The organism is Streptomyces sp. NPDC048650 (assembly GCF_043199095.1).
GTDB lineage: Bacteria > Actinomycetota > Actinomycetes > Streptomycetales > Streptomycetaceae > Streptomyces.
In genome coordinates, this window is record NZ_JBICVM010000003.1 from 54,363 (window position 1) to 71,599 (window position 17,237).

At 73.7% G+C, this 17,237-nt stretch carries 15 protein-coding genes; 11 read left to right on the forward strand and 4 right to left on the reverse strand.

Annotated elements, in window-relative coordinates:
- Positions 1–162: 162 nt before the first annotated feature.
- Entirely contained in the window at positions 163–1,530 is a 1,368-nt protein-coding gene (murA, locus tag ACGFML_RS09545) for a UDP-N-acetylglucosamine 1-carboxyvinyltransferase (RefSeq protein WP_393541765.1), read from the reverse strand.
- Between the two features lie 296 nt (positions 1,531–1,826).
- Between murA and ACGFML_RS09550 the strand changes: the two genes are divergently transcribed.
- Positions 1,827–2,495: a YqgE/AlgH family protein gene (locus ACGFML_RS09550; protein ID WP_393541767.1), complete on the forward strand. Its 669-nt coding sequence runs from the start codon at positions 1,827–1,829 to the stop codon at positions 2,493–2,495.
- Between the two features lie 151 nt (positions 2,496–2,646).
- Positions 2,647–3,327, forward strand: a complete 681-nt coding sequence (locus ACGFML_RS09555) for a hypothetical protein (RefSeq protein ID WP_393541768.1) — start codon at positions 2,647–2,649, stop codon at positions 3,325–3,327.
- A gap of 4 nt (positions 3,328–3,331) precedes the next feature.
- On the opposite strand, the gene ACGFML_RS09560 is transcribed toward ACGFML_RS09555, so the two are convergent.
- On the reverse strand, positions 3,332–4,390 hold the full coding sequence (locus ACGFML_RS09560) for a LysR family transcriptional regulator (protein WP_393541770.1): 1,059 nt from the start codon (positions 4,388–4,390) through the stop codon (positions 3,332–3,334).
- A 136-nt stretch (positions 4,391–4,526) separates the two neighbouring features.
- Here ACGFML_RS09560 and ACGFML_RS09565 point away from each other — a divergent pair, with 136 nt between their 5' ends.
- The 7 genes from ACGFML_RS09565 (at position 4,527) to ACGFML_RS09595 (ending at position 14,082) form a co-directional block, all read left to right on the forward strand.
- Complete coding sequence (locus ACGFML_RS09565) at positions 4,527–5,708, forward strand: MFS transporter (RefSeq protein ID WP_393542710.1); 1,182 nt, start codon at positions 4,527–4,529, stop codon at positions 5,706–5,708.
- Positions 5,695–5,988 carry a DUF3039 domain-containing protein gene (locus ACGFML_RS09570; RefSeq protein ID WP_078568732.1) on the forward strand — a complete coding sequence of 98 codons (294 nt, stop codon included), beginning with the start codon at positions 5,695–5,697 and terminating at the stop codon, positions 5,986–5,988. The genes ACGFML_RS09565 and ACGFML_RS09570 overlap by 14 nt, the downstream gene beginning before the upstream one ends.
- Before the next feature lie 110 nt (positions 5,989–6,098).
- Positions 6,099–7,793: a beta-N-acetylhexosaminidase gene (locus ACGFML_RS09575; protein ID WP_393541772.1), complete on the forward strand. Its 1,695-nt coding sequence runs from the start codon at positions 6,099–6,101 to the stop codon at positions 7,791–7,793.
- Between the two features lie 301 nt (positions 7,794–8,094).
- On the forward strand, positions 8,095–8,991 hold the full coding sequence (locus tag ACGFML_RS09580; protein WP_393541774.1) for an FAD binding domain-containing protein: 897 nt from the start codon (positions 8,095–8,097) through the stop codon (positions 8,989–8,991).
- A 73-nt stretch (positions 8,992–9,064) separates the two neighbouring features.
- Positions 9,065–11,164, forward strand: a complete 2,100-nt coding sequence (locus ACGFML_RS09585; RefSeq protein ID WP_393541775.1) for a 2Fe-2S iron-sulfur cluster-binding protein — start codon at positions 9,065–9,067, stop codon at positions 11,162–11,164.
- Positions 11,161–13,494 (forward strand): xanthine dehydrogenase family protein molybdopterin-binding subunit, encoded by a 2,334-nt coding sequence (locus tag ACGFML_RS09590; protein WP_393541777.1) that lies wholly within the window; start codon positions 11,161–11,163, stop codon positions 13,492–13,494. Before ACGFML_RS09585 ends, ACGFML_RS09590 begins: the two co-directional genes overlap by 4 nt.
- Positions 13,495–13,752: 258 nt before the next feature.
- Positions 13,753–14,082, forward strand: a complete 330-nt coding sequence (locus tag ACGFML_RS09595) for a hypothetical protein (RefSeq protein WP_393541779.1) — start codon at positions 13,753–13,755, stop codon at positions 14,080–14,082.
- A 205-nt stretch (positions 14,083–14,287) separates the two neighbouring features.
- On the opposite strand, the gene ACGFML_RS09600 is transcribed toward ACGFML_RS09595, so the two are convergent.
- Positions 14,288–14,992 carry an HAD family hydrolase gene (locus ACGFML_RS09600; protein ID WP_393541781.1) on the reverse strand — a complete coding sequence of 235 codons (705 nt, stop codon included), beginning with the start codon at positions 14,990–14,992 and terminating at the stop codon, positions 14,288–14,290.
- A complete protein-coding gene (locus ACGFML_RS09605) occupies positions 14,982–15,848 on the reverse strand; it encodes a GntR family transcriptional regulator (RefSeq protein ID WP_393541783.1) in 867 nt (288 codons plus the stop codon). Before ACGFML_RS09605 ends, ACGFML_RS09600 begins: the two co-directional genes overlap by 11 nt.
- 818 nt (positions 15,849–16,666) lie before the next feature.
- Between ACGFML_RS09605 and ACGFML_RS09610 the strand changes: the two genes are divergently transcribed.
- Together ACGFML_RS09610 and ACGFML_RS09615 are read left to right on the forward strand one after the other, a co-directional pair.
- Complete coding sequence (locus ACGFML_RS09610) at positions 16,667–16,798, forward strand: hypothetical protein (RefSeq protein WP_393541785.1); 132 nt, start codon at positions 16,667–16,669, stop codon at positions 16,796–16,798.
- 175 nt (positions 16,799–16,973) lie between these two features.
- On the forward strand, positions 16,974–17,147 hold the full coding sequence (locus ACGFML_RS09615) for a hypothetical protein (protein WP_393541786.1): 174 nt from the start codon (positions 16,974–16,976) through the stop codon (positions 17,145–17,147).
- Positions 17,148–17,237: the final 90 nt, after the last annotated feature.

Consider the following 17,237-nt stretch of genomic DNA (forward strand, 5'->3'; position numbering starts at 1 on the left):
GCGGCCTGCCGGGTGTCCGGGGCCCACGCGCCACCGCGCCCTCCCCCGTGCAGGGGGAGGGCGCGGTGGGACGGGTGCGGGCGGGGGAGCGGAAGCCGTGCCCGGCCTCCCGGGACCCGGCCGCCGGGCCCCGCGCTCTCAGCCCTCCGCGTGTGCGCGCTCTCAGCCTTCCGCGTGTGCGGGCTCCGCGTGCCGGACGCCGTTCGGGAGCTCCACATGGGCGCCCAGTTCCACGAGCTTCTCCATGAAGTTCTCGTAGCCGCGGTTGATCAGGTCGATGCCGTGCACCCGGGAGGTGCCCTGGGCCGCCAGCGCCGCGATCAGGTACGAGAAGCCGCCGCGCAGGTCGGGGATGACCAGGTCCGAGCCCTGCAGCTTGGTGGGCCCGGAGACGACCGCGGAGTGCAGGAAGTTGCGCTGTCCGAAGCGGCAGGCCGAGCCGCCCAGGCACTCGCGGTAGAGCTGGATGTGCGCGCCCATCTGGTTGAGCGCGGAGGTGAAGCCGAGCCGGGACTCGTACACCGTCTCGTGCACGATCGACAGGCCCGCGGCCTGGGTCAGCGCGACGACCAGCGGCTGCTGCCAGTCCGTCTGGAAGCCGGGGTGGACGTCGGTCTCCAGGGCGATGGCGTTGAGCGAGCCGCCCGGGTGCCAGAAGCGGATGCCCTCGTCCTCGATCGCGAAGGCGCCGCCGACCCGGCGGAAGGTGTTGAGGAACGTCATCATCGACCGCTGCTGCGCGCCGCGGACGTAGACGTTGCCCTCGGTCGCCAGCGCCGCGGACGCCCAGGAGGCGGCCTCCAGCCGGTCCGGCAGGGCCCGGTGGGTGTAGCCGTCGAGCGTGTCGACACCGGTGATCCGGATGGTCCGGTCGGTGTCCATGGAGATGATCGCGCCCATCTTCTGCAGTACGCAGATGAGGTCCTCGATCTCCGGCTCCACGGCGGCGTTCGACAGCTCGGTGACGCCCTCGGCCAGTACGGCGGTCAGCAGCACCTGCTCGGTCGAGCCGACCGACGGGTAGGGCAGCCGGATCTTGGTGCCGCGCAGCCGCTGCGGGGCCTCCAGGTACTGCCCGTCCGCGCGCTTCTCGATCGTCGCGCCGAACTGGCGCAGCACGTCGAAGTGGAAGTCCACCGGCCGGCCGCCGATGTCGCAGCCGCCCAGCCCCGGGATGAAGGCGTGGCCGAGGCGGTGCAGCAGCGGGCCGCAGAACAGGATCGGGATCCGGGAGGAGCCGGCGTGGGCGTCGATGTCCGCGACGTTGGCGCTCTCCACGTGCGACGGATCGAGCACCAGCTCGCCCGCCTCGTCACCCGGGCGCACCGTCACGCCGTGCAGCTGCAGCAGGCCGCGCACGACGCGGACGTCGCGGATGTCGGGCACGTTGCGCAGCCGGCTGGGACCACTGCCCAGCAGGGCGGCGACCATGGCCTTCGGCACGAGGTTCTTCGCACCACGAACCCGGATCTCGCCCTCGAGCGGGGTGCCGCCGTGGACAAGCAGTACGTCGTCAGTAGAGACGGTCATGGATCTCGCGTTCCTGGAGACGGGCAGGGCCAAGCTGAAATGGTAAGGGCGCGGGAGGGCGTGTCCGTAGGGCCGTGCGCCTTTCGGGCATGTAATGGCTTTGCCACAACACGCTCCGCTACGAACCTCCTTTGATCTGTAATCGCCTTTTGGCCGAAAACGCCACGAATGTCTTGAATGGGTCATCTGTCGTTTTGCCCCGTGCGCCGGTGCTGCCGCCGTACGCCCTGCCCTGCTCTGGCGCGGGTCGGGCCGTTGACTCCCCGCTCCGGGCCGAAGTGCGGGATCATGTGCCCATGACCGAGGTGTCCTCGCTCACAGGGCGGCTGCTCGTCGCCACACCCGCGCTCGCCGACCCCAACTTCGACCGCGCGGTCGTGCTCCTCCTCGACCACGACGAGGAGGGCTCCCTCGGCGTGGTCCTGAACCGCCCCACGCCGGTCGGCGTGGCGGACATCCTCGCCCCCTGGGCCGCCCTCGCCGGCGAGCCCGGGGTGGTCTTCCAGGGCGGCCCGGTGTCGCTGGACTCGGCACTCGGGGTGGCGGTGGTTCCCGGTGGGCCGTCCGGCGAGAGCGGCGTCGCCTCCCCGCAGAGCGGGGCGTTGGCCGGTGGCGCCGGCGGGACCGCGGAGGACACGGCGCCGGACACCGACCAGGCGCCGCCCGGCGACGAGCCGCTGGGCTGGCGCCGGGTGCACGGCGCGATCGGCCTGGTCGACCTGGAGGCCCCGCCGGAGTTGCTCGCGGCGGTCCTCGGCAGCCTGCGGATCTTCGCCGGATATGCCGGCTGGGGTCCCGGCCAGCTGGAGGACGAGCTCGTCGAGGGCGCCTGGTACGTCGTCGAGTCCGAGCCGGGCGACGTCTCCTCGCCCGACCCGGAGCAGCTGTGGCGGGCGGTCCTGCGGCGTCAGCGCAACGAACTGGCGATGGTCGCCACGTACCCGGACGACCCCTCGCTGAACTGAGCCCGGCCCCGGCCCGCAGGGGCCCGCCCCGGCCGCGTTGTTACGTCTTCGTCATGGGGAATTGTCGGGCCCCGTCGCTATGGTTCGGGGTGCAGGCGACGGTGCGCGGGCGCGACGGCGCGACCGCGCAGGAGACGAACGGGGGAGCGCCATGCACCAACCGAGCGTGCCCGAGGACCTGGACCATCCGGAGCGGCTGTGGGCACGCGCCGCGACGCTGTCCGTCGTGGCCGCGGCCATGGACGACTGGGACGACTTCTCCTTCGGCCCTCTGGGGCTGCAGTGCTGGAACGGCGGCGGTGCGTACTGGTGGCGGCTGAAGCTGTACGAGGACGGCCGGGCACTGCTGTGCGGCCAGGACTCGGACGGCAGCCACACGCACAGCGGAAAGCGGCAGATCGACTTCCTGGCCGGCGGCCCGGCCTGGCTCCCCTGGGAGCAGATGCGCTACGACGCCGAGGGTAATCTCTTCGGCTTCGTCTACTGGTGGCAGGACGGCGGCTGGGCCCGTGCGCCGTATCCCGAGACGATGCCGGACGACGGCCTGGACATGGCCCTCAGCTGGGCGGGGACCGGCGACGCCGCGATCGGGCGGATCGTCGAGGACCTGGTGGCGGTCACGGAGACCGAGGTCGACCCCGCGCGGGCGGTCCGCGCGTTCATCGCCGCGGCCGAGGCCCGTACGGTCGGGGCGGCGGACGTCGCCGCGCTGCTGGACGCCGTCTGCGACAAGGACTCCTGGTATGCCGTGCGCCCGGAGGCCGCGCTGGCGTTCGCGGTGGAGCTGGGCCTGACGTCGGGGGACCGCGGCGGGGTGCCGGTGGCGTCGTAGCGCCCTAGGGCTGTGCGGGCCGGGTGCGGGAGGCGGCCAGTTCGGCGTAGCGCTCCGCCAGCGGGTGGGCGTTGCGGGCGGGCAGGGCGAGATGGACGGGCACGGGCGGCGCGTTCTTCAGCCGTACGTAGCGGATCCCGGGGTGGGTGTGCCGCTGGGCCACCGTCTCGGGGGCGACGCCGACCCCGTGCCCGGCGGCGACCGCCTCCAGCCACTCGTCGAAGTTCCCCGCCGTGCAGGCGAGTTGCGGGCGCCGGCCCTCGGGCCACAGCTCGGGCCGGGTGCTGCCGGTGACGGTGTTGACCACCAGCGGCAGCTCCGCGAGCTCCGCCCAGTCCAGTACCCGGCGTCGGGCCACGGCCCGGACGGCGGCGGCGTCCGCCGCGGCGAGGCCCGTCCCGTGGCCCGAGGTGCGCGGAACGGCGCGGCCCCCCGGGCCGGTGCGGCCGGCCGTGCCGGCGGGCGTGCGGGGCAGGGCGGCGACCCGCGGCTCGTGCAGCAGGAGCAGGGTGCGCAGCCCGGCGTCCCGGGGGACGTCGCCGCGCAGCACCACCACGTCCGATGCGCCCCGCTCCAGCCCGGCGAGCGGCGAGTCCCGGCGCACCAGCCGGACCCCGGCGCCGGTCGCCGCCTCGAAGTCCGCGGTGAGTGCGGTGCAGGCGGCGGGCAGCAGCGAGGCGAAACCCAGCCGCAGGACCGCGGGCCCGGCGGGGGAGCGCAGTGCGGCGGCCAGCCGGGGCAGCAGCGGGGCGAGGTCGTCGTAGAGCCGGCGGCCCGCCTCGGTGAGCTCGACGCGGCGGGTCGTACGGTCCAGCAGCCGGGCGCCGAGGGCGGTTTCCAGCGCGCGGACGGTGCGGGTCAGGGCGGGCTGGCCGATCCGCAGCCGGTCGGCGGCGTGGGTGAAGCTGCGCTCCTCGGCGACGGCGAGGAAGCCGCGCAGATGGCGCAGCTCGACTCCGTCGAGGGCGAGGCCCGAGCCGCCGCCGTCCCTCCCGTCGTTCGTGCCGTCATCCACGCCGTCGTCCACGCCGTCACTCGTGCCGTCACTCGTGCCGTCATTCATGCCGACCGAGCATAAGTGGCGTGGCCCCGGCATTTCCGTGGCGGTCCGGAGACTGCCTACGTTTCCCCCGTCGGTTCACCCCGGAGCCCCCGCATTCCACGCCCGGCGCTCCGGACGATCACGGGAGTTGAGCACGGTGGGCAAGGTCTGGCTGCTGACCCTGGGGGCGTTCACCCTCGGTCTGGACGCGTACGTGATGGCCGGGTTGCTGCCGGTCCTCGCGGACGACATCGGCACCCGGGTGTCCCTGGCGGGCCAACTGGTCACCGTCTTCACGCTCGCCTACGCGATCTCCGCGCCGCTGGTCGCCGGACTCCTCTCCGGCGTGCGTCCGCGGGTGCTGATCATCGCCGCGCTCGCGGTCTTCGCCCTCGGCAACGGCGCGACGGCTCTCGCTCCCTCGCTGGGCGCGCTGCTCGCCGCCCGGGTCGTGGCGGGTGCCGGAGCGGGCGTCTACTCGGCGCTGTCCACGGCGGCCGCCGCCGCGCTGGCCCCGGACGGCCGGCGCGGGAGGGCGCTGGCCCTGGTGATGGGCGGGATGAGCGCGGGCACCGTACTCGGGGTGCCGATCGGGGTGCTGCTGGCCGAGCACACCGGTTGGCGGGCCACGATGTGGCTGGTGACCGGGCTCGGCGCGGTGGCGCTCGGTGGACTGGTGGCGCTGTTGCCGCAGCTGCCGGCCGGGCCCGCGGTGCCCGCCAGGGCGCGGCTGGCCGCGATCGCGGACCGTGCGGTGGCGCCGATCGTCACGGTGTCGTTCCTGGCCGCGGTCGCCAGCCTCGGGCTGTACACGTATCTCGCGCCGGTGCTGGCCGCCGCGGGCGGGGTGGACCGAGTGGCGCCGTATCTGTGGGCCTGGGGCGCCGGCGGGGTGCTGGGCAGCGTGCTGGCCGGGCCGCTGGTGGACCGCACGGGCCGGGCCCGGACGCTGGTCGGCGTGGTCCTGGCGGTGATCGTCGCGGCGCAGGCGCTGCTGTCCGCGCTCGCCTCGGCGGCGCTGCCCGGTGCGGTGGTCGCGCTGGTGGCGTGGGGCGCGGCGGGCTGGGCCCTCCAGGTCCCCCAGCAGCACCGGCTGCTGGCCCTGCGCGCGGACCGCGGCACCGTCGCCCTCGCCCTGAACAGCTCGGCCCTCTATCTGGGCAGCGCGGTCGGCTCCGCACTCGGCGGTCTGGCGCTGGCGTCCGGCACCGCGGCCGAAGCGCTGCCCTGGGTCGCGGCCGGCGTGGCGGCCGCCGCACTCGTCCTCCACACGGCGACGGGCCGACGCTCCCGGGTTGCCTCGCGCGTGAGTACCCTTGGCAGTTATGAGCACTGTTGAGCCCGAGCGCGGGGCAGGTACGGGGACCCTCGTAGAGCCGACACCGCAGGTGTCGCACGGCGACGGCGACCACGAGCGCTTCGCCCACTACGTCCAGAAGGACAAGATCATGGCGAGCGCGCTCGACGGCACCCCCGTCGTCGCGCTGTGCGGCAAGGTCTGGGTACCGGGGCGCGACCCCAAGAAGTATCCGGTCTGCCCCATGTGCAAGGAGATCTTCGAGTCCATGGGCGCCGGTGGCGACAAGGACAAGGGCGGCAAGGACGGCGGCAAGAAGTAGCCGGCCGCCGGGGGTGCCCCCCACCGCGCGTACGGGCCCGGGTCCTTCACGGACCCGGGCCCGTCGCCGTCGGCGGCCGCGCGCCGCCGGCCACGGACTGAGAGGCCGTCATGCCCGACTCCCGTCCCTGCCTGATCCCGGCCGCCCGCACCTTCCGGTGGGCGCCGCCCGGTCGCGCGCTCACCGTCCTCGACGAGGAGACCCTCGTCGAGGCCCTGCCCGGCACCGAAGGCGTCGCCCGCTGGCTGCGCGGCACCGTCGGCGCCGCCACCGGACTCCCGCTCGCCCCGGGAAACGACGACGACAACCGCATCGTGCTGCGCATCAGCCCCGACGTCCGGCGCGAGAGCGGCCCCGAGGGCTACCGCTACGCCGACGACGGCCACGGCATCCGGATCGACGGCGGCAGCGCGGCCGGAGTGTTCTGGGGTGCGCAGACCCTCCGCCAGCTGCTGGGCCCCGACGCCTTCCGGCGCGCCCCGCTGGACGCGGCCCGGCGCGCATGGCACCTGCCGACGGTGGTCGTCGAGGACGCGCCCCGCTTCGGCTGGCGCGGCATGATGCTCGACGTCGCCCGGCACTTCCTGCCCAAGGACGGGGTGCTGCGCTGCATCGACCTGCTCGCCGCCCACAAGCTCAACGTCCTGCACCTGCACCTCACCGACGACCAGGGCTGGCGCATCGAGATCCGCCGCTACCCGGAACTGACCCGGACCGGCGGCTGGCGCGAACGCACCAAACTCGGCCACCGGGCCTCCCCGCTGTGGGACGAGCGCCCGCACGGCGGCTGGTACACCCAGGACGACATCCGCGAGATCGTCGCCTACGCCGCCGCGCGCCACATCACCGTCGTCCCCGAGATCGACCTCCCCGGACACTCACAGGCCGCCATCGCCGCCTACCCGGAACTCGGCAACGCCGACGCCGTCGACACCGCCGCCCTGAAGGTCTGGGACACCTGGGGCATCAACCCCAACGTGCTCGCCCCCACCGACGCCACCCTCCGCTTCTACGAGCACGTCCTGGCGGAGGTCCTCGCGCTCTTCCCCTCCCCGTTCGTGCACATCGGCGGCGACGAGTGCCCCACGGACCAGTGGCGGGCGTCGGCCACCGCCCGGGCCCGCACCGCCGAACTCGGTCTGCCCGACGAGGGCGCGCTGCACGGCTGGTTCGTCCGGCACTTCGACCGCTGGCTGGCCGCGCGCGGCAGACGGCTGATCGGGTGGGACGAAATCCTGGACCAAAACCCCGAACCGGGCACCGGGCCGCCCGAAGGCGGGACGGCACCGGGCCTGACGGAGGGCGCGGCCGTCTCCTCCTGGCGCGGCTACGCGGGCGGCATCGCGGCCGCCCGCGCCGGCCGTGACGTCGTCATGTGCCCCGAGCAGCAGGTCTACCTGGACCACCGGCAGGGCCCGTCCCCCGACGAGCCGGTACCGCTCGGCTTCGTGCGCACCCTGGAGGACGTCTACCGCTTCGAGCCCCTGCCGCCGCAGCTGACGGACGAGCAGGCCGCCCACGTCCTGGGCACCCAGGCCAACGTCTGGACCGAGGCCATGGACAGTCAGCAGCGCCTCGACTACCAGGTCTTCCCGCGCCTCGCGGCCTTCGCCGAGGTCGCCTGGGCGCGGCTGCCGCGCCCCGCCGACCGCGACTTCGACGACTTCACCCGCCGGATGACCGCGCACTACGCCCGCCTCGACGCCCTCGGCGTCGACTACCGCCCACCCGGCGGCCCGCTTCCCCGGCAGCGCCGCCCCGGTCTGCTCGGACGCCCGATCGACGGGGCGCCCCCAAACGTGTGAGCCCGTGGGCAAGGGGGCCGCCCGCGGGGCCGGACCCTGGGACGGTGGTTGCCCCGCACCGCCGTACGGGCGATGAGCGCCCACGAGGTGCGCACCGTTCGCCGACCCGCGCGGGCCCGCCGCGCCCCCGGCAACCGGCGGGCACGGCCGGACCGGAACGCCGCACACGGGCCGGACACCGCATCGCGGACCCTGGCGCCGGGGGGCCGGGAAGATGTGCCAGAGTTGCCACGTCCGGGCCGTGAACACGTACCGTACGGCGGAGCGGAACAGCCGGGACACCGGGGAAGGGGCAGCTGGCTTGACCACCCACGCACCGCAGGCGTCACAAACGGTGACATTGCCGGCCTCGCTCGACGAGGCGGTGGCGGCGCTCACCGCCATGCCCGCCGCCGTCCCGGTCGCGGGCGGTACGGACCTCATGGCGGCCGTCAACGCCGGACTCCTCAGACCCGCAGCCCTGGTGGGCCTCGCCCGGATCAGCGAGATCCGCGGCTGGCAGTACCTCGACGGCCACGCGCTGCTCGGCGCCGGACTCACCCTCGCCCGCATGGGGCGCCCCGACTTCGCCGCGCTCATCCCGGGACTGGCCGCCGCCGCCCGCGCCGCCGGCCCCCCGCAGATCCGCAACGCCGGCACGCTCGGCGGCAACATCGTCACCTCCGCCCCCACCGGCGACACCCTCCCCGTGCTCGCCGCGCTCGAAGCCACGGTGATCATCGCCGGGCCCGGCGGCGCGCGCCGCGAGATCCCGGTCAGCCACCTCCTGGCGGGCCGCGAGATGCTGCACCCCGGTGAACTCGTCGGCTTCGTACGGGTGCCGCTGCTGCACGCCCCGCAGACCTTCCTCAAGGCGACCGGCCGCACCGGCCCCGGCCGGGCCACCGCCTCCGTGGCGCTGGTCCTGGACCCGGCCCGGCGCGGGGTGCGCTGCGCGGTGGGCGCGGTCGCCGCGATGCCGCTGCGCCCCCTGGAGGCCGAACAGTGGGTGGCCTCGCTCATCGACTGGGACGGCGAACGCGCTCTGGTGCCCGAGGCCCTGACGGCCTTCGGCGACTACGTGGCCGCCGCGTGCATCCCCGACCCGGCACCGCCCCAGGACGGCTCAGAGCCGGCGACCCTGCCACCCGCCGCGCTGCACCTGCGCCGTACGGTGGCGGCCCTGGCCCGCCGCGCACTTGGGAGGGCGCTCTCGTGAGTGAGCGCAGCGAACAAGTATTCAGGAGGTGCGCGCCTCGCGAGTGCGAGGACGAGCGAAGCGAGGTCTCGGCATGAGCGACGACAACCACCCCCCGCAGCAGCCGCACCCCGACCAGGGCTGGCAACCGCTGCCGCAGGGCGGCGAGTACGAGTCGGAGGCGACGGCCTTCGTCCAGCTCCCCGAGGGCTTCACCACCGGCGTGTACGGCAACGTACCCGGCCGCTACAACGCCCCCGGCGCCGACCCGCTCGCCGCCCCCGGCCACGGCTACACCCCGCCGTCCTCCTTCACCCAGCACGCCGCCACGCCCCCGGTCGCGGATGCCGGCACCGACCCGGCGTCGACGGGGCAGTGGACGATGCCCTTCGCGGACCCGTCGGTGGGATACGCCGACCCGTCCGCCGGATACCCGGCCCACCAGGGCCACGCCGGCCACCAGGACCCGGCCGCGCACTACCAGGGCGGTGCGCCCGGCACGGCGCAGCCGTGGGGCGGCGACCACGTGGACTGGCCGGTCGCGGGCAGCGCGGAGGCAGCGGGCGCGGCCGGCACCTGGTCGGTTCCCGCAGCGGCGGACGACGGCCTGGAGGAGTCCGGCGAGTACCTGGTCGGCGACGACGGCCCGATGGGCTACCAGGGGCAGGCGCCCCACCAGGAGCCCGTTGCCGCCGACTACCAGGGCGGCGGATACCACGACACCTACGGCGGCGGAGCCCCCGCGGACCACGGCGGGGCCGCAGGCACCGGGCACTGGAACTTCGCGGCCGGGCCGGGCGCCCCCGCCGGCGGCCACGAGCACGGTGGAGCCGCCGTCCACGACCCCTTCGGCGCTCCCGCCCCCGCCTACCCGGCGGCGGACGGCGCCCCGGCGGACGGCGGCACCCCGGTCGCCGGCGACCTGTACGCGACGGGAGTGGTCCCGACGGACGCCCCCGCCGCCGGCGCCACCGGGCACTGGTCCCTGCCCGCCGACGCCCTGGCCCAGTGGCCGCCCGCCCCGCAGGAGGACGCCCACCGCCCGGAGACCGCGGCGCCCGGCCCGGACTCCGGCGCCGGCCAGTGGGCGGCCCCGGCAGTCGAGGGCGAACAGCCCGGCCAACCCCGGGAGTTCGCGGTTCCCCGGGAGGCCGACACGGGCGCCGTACCCGCCGGCGGGTACGGCGCGTACGAGACGTACGAGGAGGCCCCGGTCCCGGCCGCCGAGGAGCGTCCCGCGGGCGGCGCCGAGCACCCGGCCCAGGAGGCCGATGCCCACGCGCCGGCCGGCCCGGACCCGGTGGCCGCCCCGGAGCCCGACGGCGCGGCCGGAAGCGGCACCACGCCCGCCCCGGAACCCGCCGAAGCCCCGCACGCGCCCCTCGCCACACCGGGGACGGCTGCCGCCGAACCGGTCGCTGCCGCCGAACCGGCCGGCCACACCGGCGAGGTCGCCGCCCCCGACGGCCCCCCGGCCGTCCCCGCCGTCACCCCCGAGCCCACCGCCCCCGCCGCCGACGAGCACCCGCACGACGAGCACCCCGCCGCCTCCTACGTCCTGCGCGTCAACGGCACCGACCGCCCCGTCACGGACTCCTGGATCGGCGAGTCGCTGCTCTACGTCCTGCGCGAGCGCCTCGGCCTCGCCGGCGCCAAGGACGGCTGCTCACAAGGCGAGTGCGGGGCCTGTTCCGTCCAGGTGGACGGGCGGCTCGTCGCATCCTGCCTGGTGCCCGCGGCCACCGCGGCGGGCAGCGAGGTCCGCACGGTCGAGGGGCTCGCCCAGGACGGCGTCCCCTCCGACGTGCAGCGGGCGCTGGCCGCGTCCGGGGCCGTCCAATGCGGCTTCTGCGTACCGGGCATGGCGATGACCGTCCACGACCTCCTGGAGGGCAACCACGCCCCCAGCGAGATGGAGACCCGCAAGGCGCTGTGCGGCAACCTCTGCCGCTGCTCCGGCTACCGGGGCGTGCTGGACGCCGTCGAGGAGGTCGTCAAGGCCCGCACGGAGGCGGCCGAGGCGCCGGACGTCACGGACCGCACCCCGCCGGACGCGCCGCCGGAGACCCTCCGCATCCCCCACCAGGCGGGTCCCTCGGACCCCGTCGGGCACAGCCCGCACGACCAGGATTCCCCCGGCCACCACCCCGCGCAGGGGCCGGGCGCCGATCCGCAGACGGGAGGCACCGCATGAGTGGTACGACGGACGGCGCCGGCACTGCCACCGCGACCCCGGCGGCGGGTGTCCCGATCCCGCCCGTGGAGCCGCCGCCGCTCGGCCTGGGCGTCTCCCTGCCGCCCGCGGACGCGCCGGCCAAGACCCAGGGCACCTTCCCGTACGCCGCCGACCTGTGGGCCGAGGGGCTGCTGTGGGCCGCAGTGCTGCGCTCGCCGCACCCACGTGCGCGGATCGTGTCGATCGACACCAAGCCCGCGGCGGAGATGCCGGGTGTGCACGCCGTGGTCACCCACGAGGACGTCCCCGGCGACGCCGCGCACGGCCGGGGCGTCCCCGACCGCCCGGTCTTCGCCAAGGACGAGGTCCGCCACCACGGTGAGCCGATCGCCGCGGTGGCCGCCGACCACCCCGACACCGCGCGGCTGGCCGCCGCCGCCATCGCCGTCGAGTACGAGCTGCTGGACGCCGTCACCGACCCCCAGCTGGCCTTCGAGGCCGAGCCGTTGCACCCCGACGGCAACCTCATCCGGCACATCCCGCTCCGCTTCGGCGACGCCGACGCGATGGGCGAGGTGATGGTCGAGGGCCTCTACCGCATCGGCCGCCAGGACCCCGCCCCCATCGGGGCCGAGGCCGGACTCGCGGTGCCGCGCCCCGACGGCGGCGTGGAGATCTACACCGCCTCCACCGACCCGCACACCGACCGCGATCTGGCCGCCGCCTCCTTCGGCCTCGACCCCGAGCGCGTCAAGGTCGTGGTCACCGGCGTCCCCGGTGCCACCGCCGACCGCGAGGACCCCGGCATCCAGCTCTCGCTCGGCCTGCTGGCGCTGCGCACCGGCTGCCCCGTGAAGCTCGCCGCCACCCGTGAGGAGTCCTTCCTCGCACACGCCCACCGCCACCCCACACTGCTGCGCTACCGCCACCACGCCGACGCCGAGGGCAGGCTGGTCAAGGTGGAGGCGCAAATCCTGATGGACGCCGGTGCCTACGCGGACACCTCCGCCCAGGCGCTGGCCGCCGCCGTCTCCTTCGCCTGCGGCCCGTACGTCGTGCCGCACGCCGTGGTCGAGGGCTGGGCGGTACGCACCAACAACCCGCCCTCCGGCCATATGCGCGGCGAGGGCGCGATGCAGGTCTGCGCGGCCTACGAGGGCCAGATGGACAAGCTCGCCGCCCAGCTGGGGCTGGAGCCGGACGAGATCCGGATGCGCAACGTGCTGGCCACCGGCGATCTGCTGCCCACCGGGCAGACCGTCACCTGCCCGGCCCCGGTCGCCGAACTCCTGCGCGCCGTCAAGGAGGCGCCGCTGCCCGAGCTGCCCAAGGACGCCCCCGAGGCCGAATGGCTGCTGCCGGGCGGACCCGAGGGAGCGGGCGAGCCGGGCGCGGTACGCCGCGGCGTCGGCTACGCCCTGGGCATGGTGCACATGCTCGGCGCGGAGGGCACCGACGAGGTGTCCACCGCCACCGTCAAGGTCAGCGGTTCGGTCGCCACCGTCATCTGCGCCGCCGTCGAGACCGGTTCCGGGTTCTCCACGCTGGCGCGGCAGATCGTCCAGGAGACGCTGGGCGTCGAGGAGGTGCACGTCGCGGGCGTCGACACCGACCAGCCGCCGGCCGGACCGGCCTGCCACGGCCGCCACACCTGGGTCTCCGGCGGCGCCGTCGAACGCGCCGCCAAGATGGTCCGCACCCAGCTGCTTCAGCCACTGGCCCACAAGTTCGGTATGTCCACCGAGCTGCTCTCCATCACCGACGGCAAGATCACCTCGTACGACGGGGTGCTCAGCACGACCGTCGCGGAAGCCCTGGACGGCAAGGAACTCTGGGCCACCGCCCAGTGCCGGCCGCACCCCACCGAGCCGCTGGACGACGGCGGGCAGGGCGACGCCTTCGTCGGCCTCGCCTTCGCGGCCATCCGCTGCGTCGCCGACGTCGACATCGAGCTGGGCACCATCCGGGTCGTGGAGATGACCGTCGCGCAGGACGTGGGCCGGGTGCTCAACCCGCGCCAGCTGCGCGCCCGTATCGAGGCCGGCGTCACACAGGGCCTGGGCGCCGCCCTGATGGAGAACCTGCGCACCACCCGCGGCCAGGTACGCCACCCCGATCTGACCGGCTACGCACTGCCGACCGCGCTCGACGCGCCGGACATCCGCATCGTCGAACTCGTCGAGGAACGCGACGTGGTGGCCCCGTTCGGCGCGAAGCCCGCCAGCGCCGTTCCGGTGGTCACCTCCCCGGCGGCCGTCGCCTCCGCGGTCCGCGCCGCCACCGGCCGCCCCATCGGCCGCCTCCCGATCCGCCCGCAGGCGGCGGTGGCACAGGCGGTACAGGCATAGGGCCACCGGGGCGGTTGCCTCGGCTCGGTTCGACTTGGGGCGACTGCGACTGCGACTGCGACGGCGACGGCGACGGCGACTGCGGCTGCGGCTCGGCCGTCCCGGCTCGGGTTCTTCCGGCCCCTACGCCCTGGTGGAACCGCTGCGGCCTCCAGGCAGGGGAGAGCTGCGCGTGCTCGGACCCGGTCGCTCTGCTGTCCGTGGCATCGACTACGTTCGCACCCGCCCGGATTGCCCAGCCAGGGAGACACTCGGACAGTGCCCACGCCCACCGGCCCCCGAAGCGCACCCGACCGATTTCGCGTCGGCACCACGCTGGGGGCGTTCCTGCTGGTCGCGATGGAGGCACCACTGGCCTTCGTCACCCTGGTCCAGCTCATGCCCCGCGAAGGGCCTCACGAGTTCGACGCGGCCGTGGAGTTCGCGCTGCTCACCAAGCTAGGCATCGGCTGGGCCGTCCTTGTGGTCGCCCTCGCCCTGCCCTTCGTGAGGACGCGAAGGCTGCGCCCGTGGTGGTACGCACCACCCCTCGCCATGCTCGCGGCGCTGGCCGTCCGCCTTCTGGTCTTCCCGCCCTACGGGAGCTGATGGAGGCCGTGGCGGGATTCGAACCCACGTAACTCGCTTTGCAGGTTTGTCCGTGCTGGTCAGAGCGTGATCCGCGGCCGTTCAGCCTCGTTCATCCCCGTACTCCTGTCCGTGGCGTGAACCCTCATGAACGGCATCGAACGGCGGTGAATGAGACGGAAACTGAGACGGTGCCGAGACCACTGACCAGGCAAGTCAGTCCGTTCTAGGCGCGCGGCTTCGGGCTCGATGCCAGAGTGTCGGCCACAGTGGTCATGTCGGCGACCACTGCATCGGCTCCTGCCTCAGCCAAGGCGATGCCCTTGTGCGACTTGTTGGCGAAGCCGATGGACATCGCTCCAGCGGCACGAGCGGCTTCGACGTCTGTCACTGAGTCCCCGATGAGTGTGCACTTGTAGGGGTGCACGCGAAGTTGCGCGGCGGCGAGCAGCAGCGAATGGGGGTCGGGCTTCATCAGATCCGGCCGGTAGGCGGCGCGTCCAATGACCTCATGCACCAGGTGGCGAAGGCCGTGCAGCATCAGGAACGCCCGTACGCAGGCCGTGGAATTGTTACTGACAATGGCGACCTTCCGCCCGGATGAGTGCGCCGCTTCGAGGGCGGCGACCGCACCGGGGACGGGCGGCCCCGCGACCTTGACGGCCGACACTTCGGCTTTGGTCAGTGATTCTTCGATTGCCCGGATGACCGGCTCGCCGCCCTGGTCGGCAAGACGCAGGATCTCCATCGGGTCGTCGACACCGTGCGCCTTACCGCCAAGTGTCGCGTCGTGCTTGGCGACAATCTCCGTGAGTTCCCGCGCGACGCCGGGGGCGGGCCGACCCGCGAACACGTCGCAGATCGGCCCGTCGAAGTCGAACAGGACTCCGCTGGTGGCTCCGGCGATCTCGGCGAGCTTGCTACTTCCCATCAGGGTCGAGGTCCCTTCCGATGGTGTTCCAGACGCTGTCGAACCACATGCGGGCCTGCTCAACCTGCTGAGCCCCACTCGACGACTCGCCCTCGTTCACGGAGTGGTGGAACAACGTGGCGTCGGCTCCCACCAGGTCGTAGATCTCTATGGCCTCTCCCTCGGCCACCACCTTGTTGGGCCGGATGGGGTAGTACCCGAAGAATGCGTCTTCCTTGTTGATCACGTACAGCTTGAAGAACTGCGTGCCGCCGTGGACCCGCACGCTCACGTTGGTTTCCGCCACCAGCCCGAGAACGCTTAGCTCGTGGATCGAGTTGGCGATGCTGCGGGTGAAGCCGACCATCATGTCGTGCATGCGACGGCGTAGGCGCGGGTCGTCCGCTCCGTCTTCGCGACGCACTGGCGCGGCGTGCGGCACCGACATGTCCGGCACCAGGATGCGGATGTTGATGTTCGACGGTGTCAGCCGGCCGACGCGGATCTTGTCGATGGGCTCCTGAAGCGCACTGTGCAGCGTCTCGCTGGAGAACCCGGCGAAGTCGATCGAGACCTCCGAGCTGGCAAACGCCTGCTCGACGTATGGGCGGAGACCGGCCGGCCGTTCGGTGCGGTTACGGACGTACACGCCGCTGCCCTTGCGGGATACAACGAGGCCCTCGTCCTCCAGGTCGCGGAGCGCTCGCTGGATCGTGGCGCGGGCGAATCCGTACAGCTCGGTCAGCTTGTTGTGCGACGGGAGCTTAGCCCCGGGGCCTAGCTTCCTGGTCCGAATGGCGGCGCCAAGACTGCTCGCCACCTGCTCATACGGCGGCCGGTCGTCGTCCGGATCCAGAGGTTCGGGCGTGAAGGTCATGCCCCGATGCTACGTCCTCCTCCCTTGATCAGGACAGCCAGGCTAGTCAGGTGTTGACGTGACTAGCCAAGCTGGCTACGTTGTACTCATCTCAACCAGGCTAGCCAAGTTGGTCAGGATGAGGTGGCCTCCTTGGCCTGCACAAACGCGTGGTCTACGCCGCCCGGACGGCCCCGTGAAACGGGTCGAAAGGAAGCGGTCGTTGCTTGTGAACTGAACAGCGTGATCCACCACCGCAGTACCGGCCGTGATGTCACCGGCTGGAGGTGAGTGGAGACCCGTCGTGTGGCGCCATCACCTCTGTTGGTGGCAGTCGGCACGTGCGATGACCCGTCAGACGCCCAGCACTTCGGGGTGGCCCGGTGCAGTACCAACCGGGCGCTCATTGCTGATGGCAAGTACGGATGGCCGGCACCCCACGACGCAAAAGAACGACGCGGCACCAACCTTTCGTCGCCATGACGTCCGGGAGGGGACTCCCCGGACCGAGCACGGCCCGCGTCCATGCGAGACCCGCGGCCCCTGGTAGGGCCACCGCGTTCGACCAACTCCGCAGCGCTTGGCGCTGCGGCCGGTTGCCTCCTCCGCCCGTCCAGCCCACGGCTGTACGGGCGGGGCTGAGGGGAGCCGCGACGCTCCAACGGCGAATGCGCCGCCCGGGGGGCCACCCGGACGGCGCGCGCCACAGGCACCCGTAGAGAGGAACTGCCCGTGATCGCCAACAGCATGACACCCCGCACCCCGGGGACGCACTCCTCCGCCCCCGACCCGGACACGGGCGAGGCCCTCCGCTTCGTCCTGGCGGGAGGTGAGCGGTGATGAACGAGAACCCCGAGCAGCAGGCCGCCGAGCCCGCGTGGCAGCACCACATGGAAGAGGCCAACCGCGCCGCCGCCGCAGCCGAAGCTGCTGCCGACGCGGCCGCGGCCCTTCAGGGCGGTGAGCGATGAAGGAGCCCGAGCCCCAGCACGAGCGTCTGCCGGACACCGCCGAGCCGATGCCGCCGTTGCCGCAGCGTGAGCCCGGCAAATCGCTCTGACCCACGCACCTGTCTCCAGCCGGGCGTCCGCGCACCACACCGACCGCGGGTGCCCGGCCCTTTCGATCTGCATCCGAGGAGAGCTCATGAAGTCGCGCAAGGGATACCAGGCCATCGACGCCGACGGATTCACGTGGCTGGGCGACTGCTCCCAGTGGGCCGACCAGGCCCGTGCCGCCGGCCTGACGGTTCGGCCGATCCGCATCTACGGCACGCGCCGCTGGCAGTGCTCGGCGTGCGAGCACCGCCAGCCGCACTGACCAGCTGCCGCCCTGATGGTCGCAGGCCGGGTTCGACTCCTGGCTGGGGCACTTCGGCCGCCACTCGGCGGCTGCGCCGGCGCCTTTGGC

Bases quoted from the DNA above. Each gene is read 5' to 3' on its own strand.
- ACGFML_RS09600 (WP_393541781.1), bottom strand. From the start codon at position 14,992: ATGGGAAGTAGCAAGCTCGCCGAGATCGCCGGAGCCACCAGCGGAGTC.
- ACGFML_RS09560 (WP_393541770.1), bottom strand. From the start codon at position 4,390: ATGAATGACGGCACGAGTGACGGCACGAGTGACGGCGTGGACGACGGC.
- ACGFML_RS09615 (WP_393541786.1), top strand. From the start codon at position 16,974: ATGAAGTCGCGCAAGGGATACCAGGCCATCGACGCCGACGGATTCACG.
- ACGFML_RS09590 (WP_393541777.1), top strand. From the start codon at position 11,161: ATGAGTGGTACGACGGACGGCGCCGGCACTGCCACCGCGACCCCGGCG.
- ACGFML_RS09550 (WP_393541767.1), top strand. From the start codon at position 1,827: ATGACCGAGGTGTCCTCGCTCACAGGGCGGCTGCTCGTCGCCACACCC.
- ACGFML_RS09570 (WP_078568732.1), top strand. From the start codon at position 5,695: ATGAGCACTGTTGAGCCCGAGCGCGGGGCAGGTACGGGGACCCTCGTA.
- ACGFML_RS09585 (WP_393541775.1), top strand. From the start codon at position 9,065: ATGAGCGACGACAACCACCCCCCGCAGCAGCCGCACCCCGACCAGGGC.
- ACGFML_RS09610 (WP_393541785.1), top strand. From the start codon at position 16,667: ATGAACGAGAACCCCGAGCAGCAGGCCGCCGAGCCCGCGTGGCAGCAC.
- ACGFML_RS09575 (WP_393541772.1), top strand. From the start codon at position 6,099: ATGCCCGACTCCCGTCCCTGCCTGATCCCGGCCGCCCGCACCTTCCGG.
- murA (WP_393541765.1), bottom strand. From the start codon at position 1,530: ATGACCGTCTCTACTGACGACGTACTGCTTGTCCACGGCGGCACCCCG.
- ACGFML_RS09605 (WP_393541783.1), bottom strand. From the start codon at position 15,848: ATGACCTTCACGCCCGAACCTCTGGATCCGGACGACGACCGGCCGCCG.
- ACGFML_RS09555 (WP_393541768.1), top strand. From the start codon at position 2,647: ATGCACCAACCGAGCGTGCCCGAGGACCTGGACCATCCGGAGCGGCTG.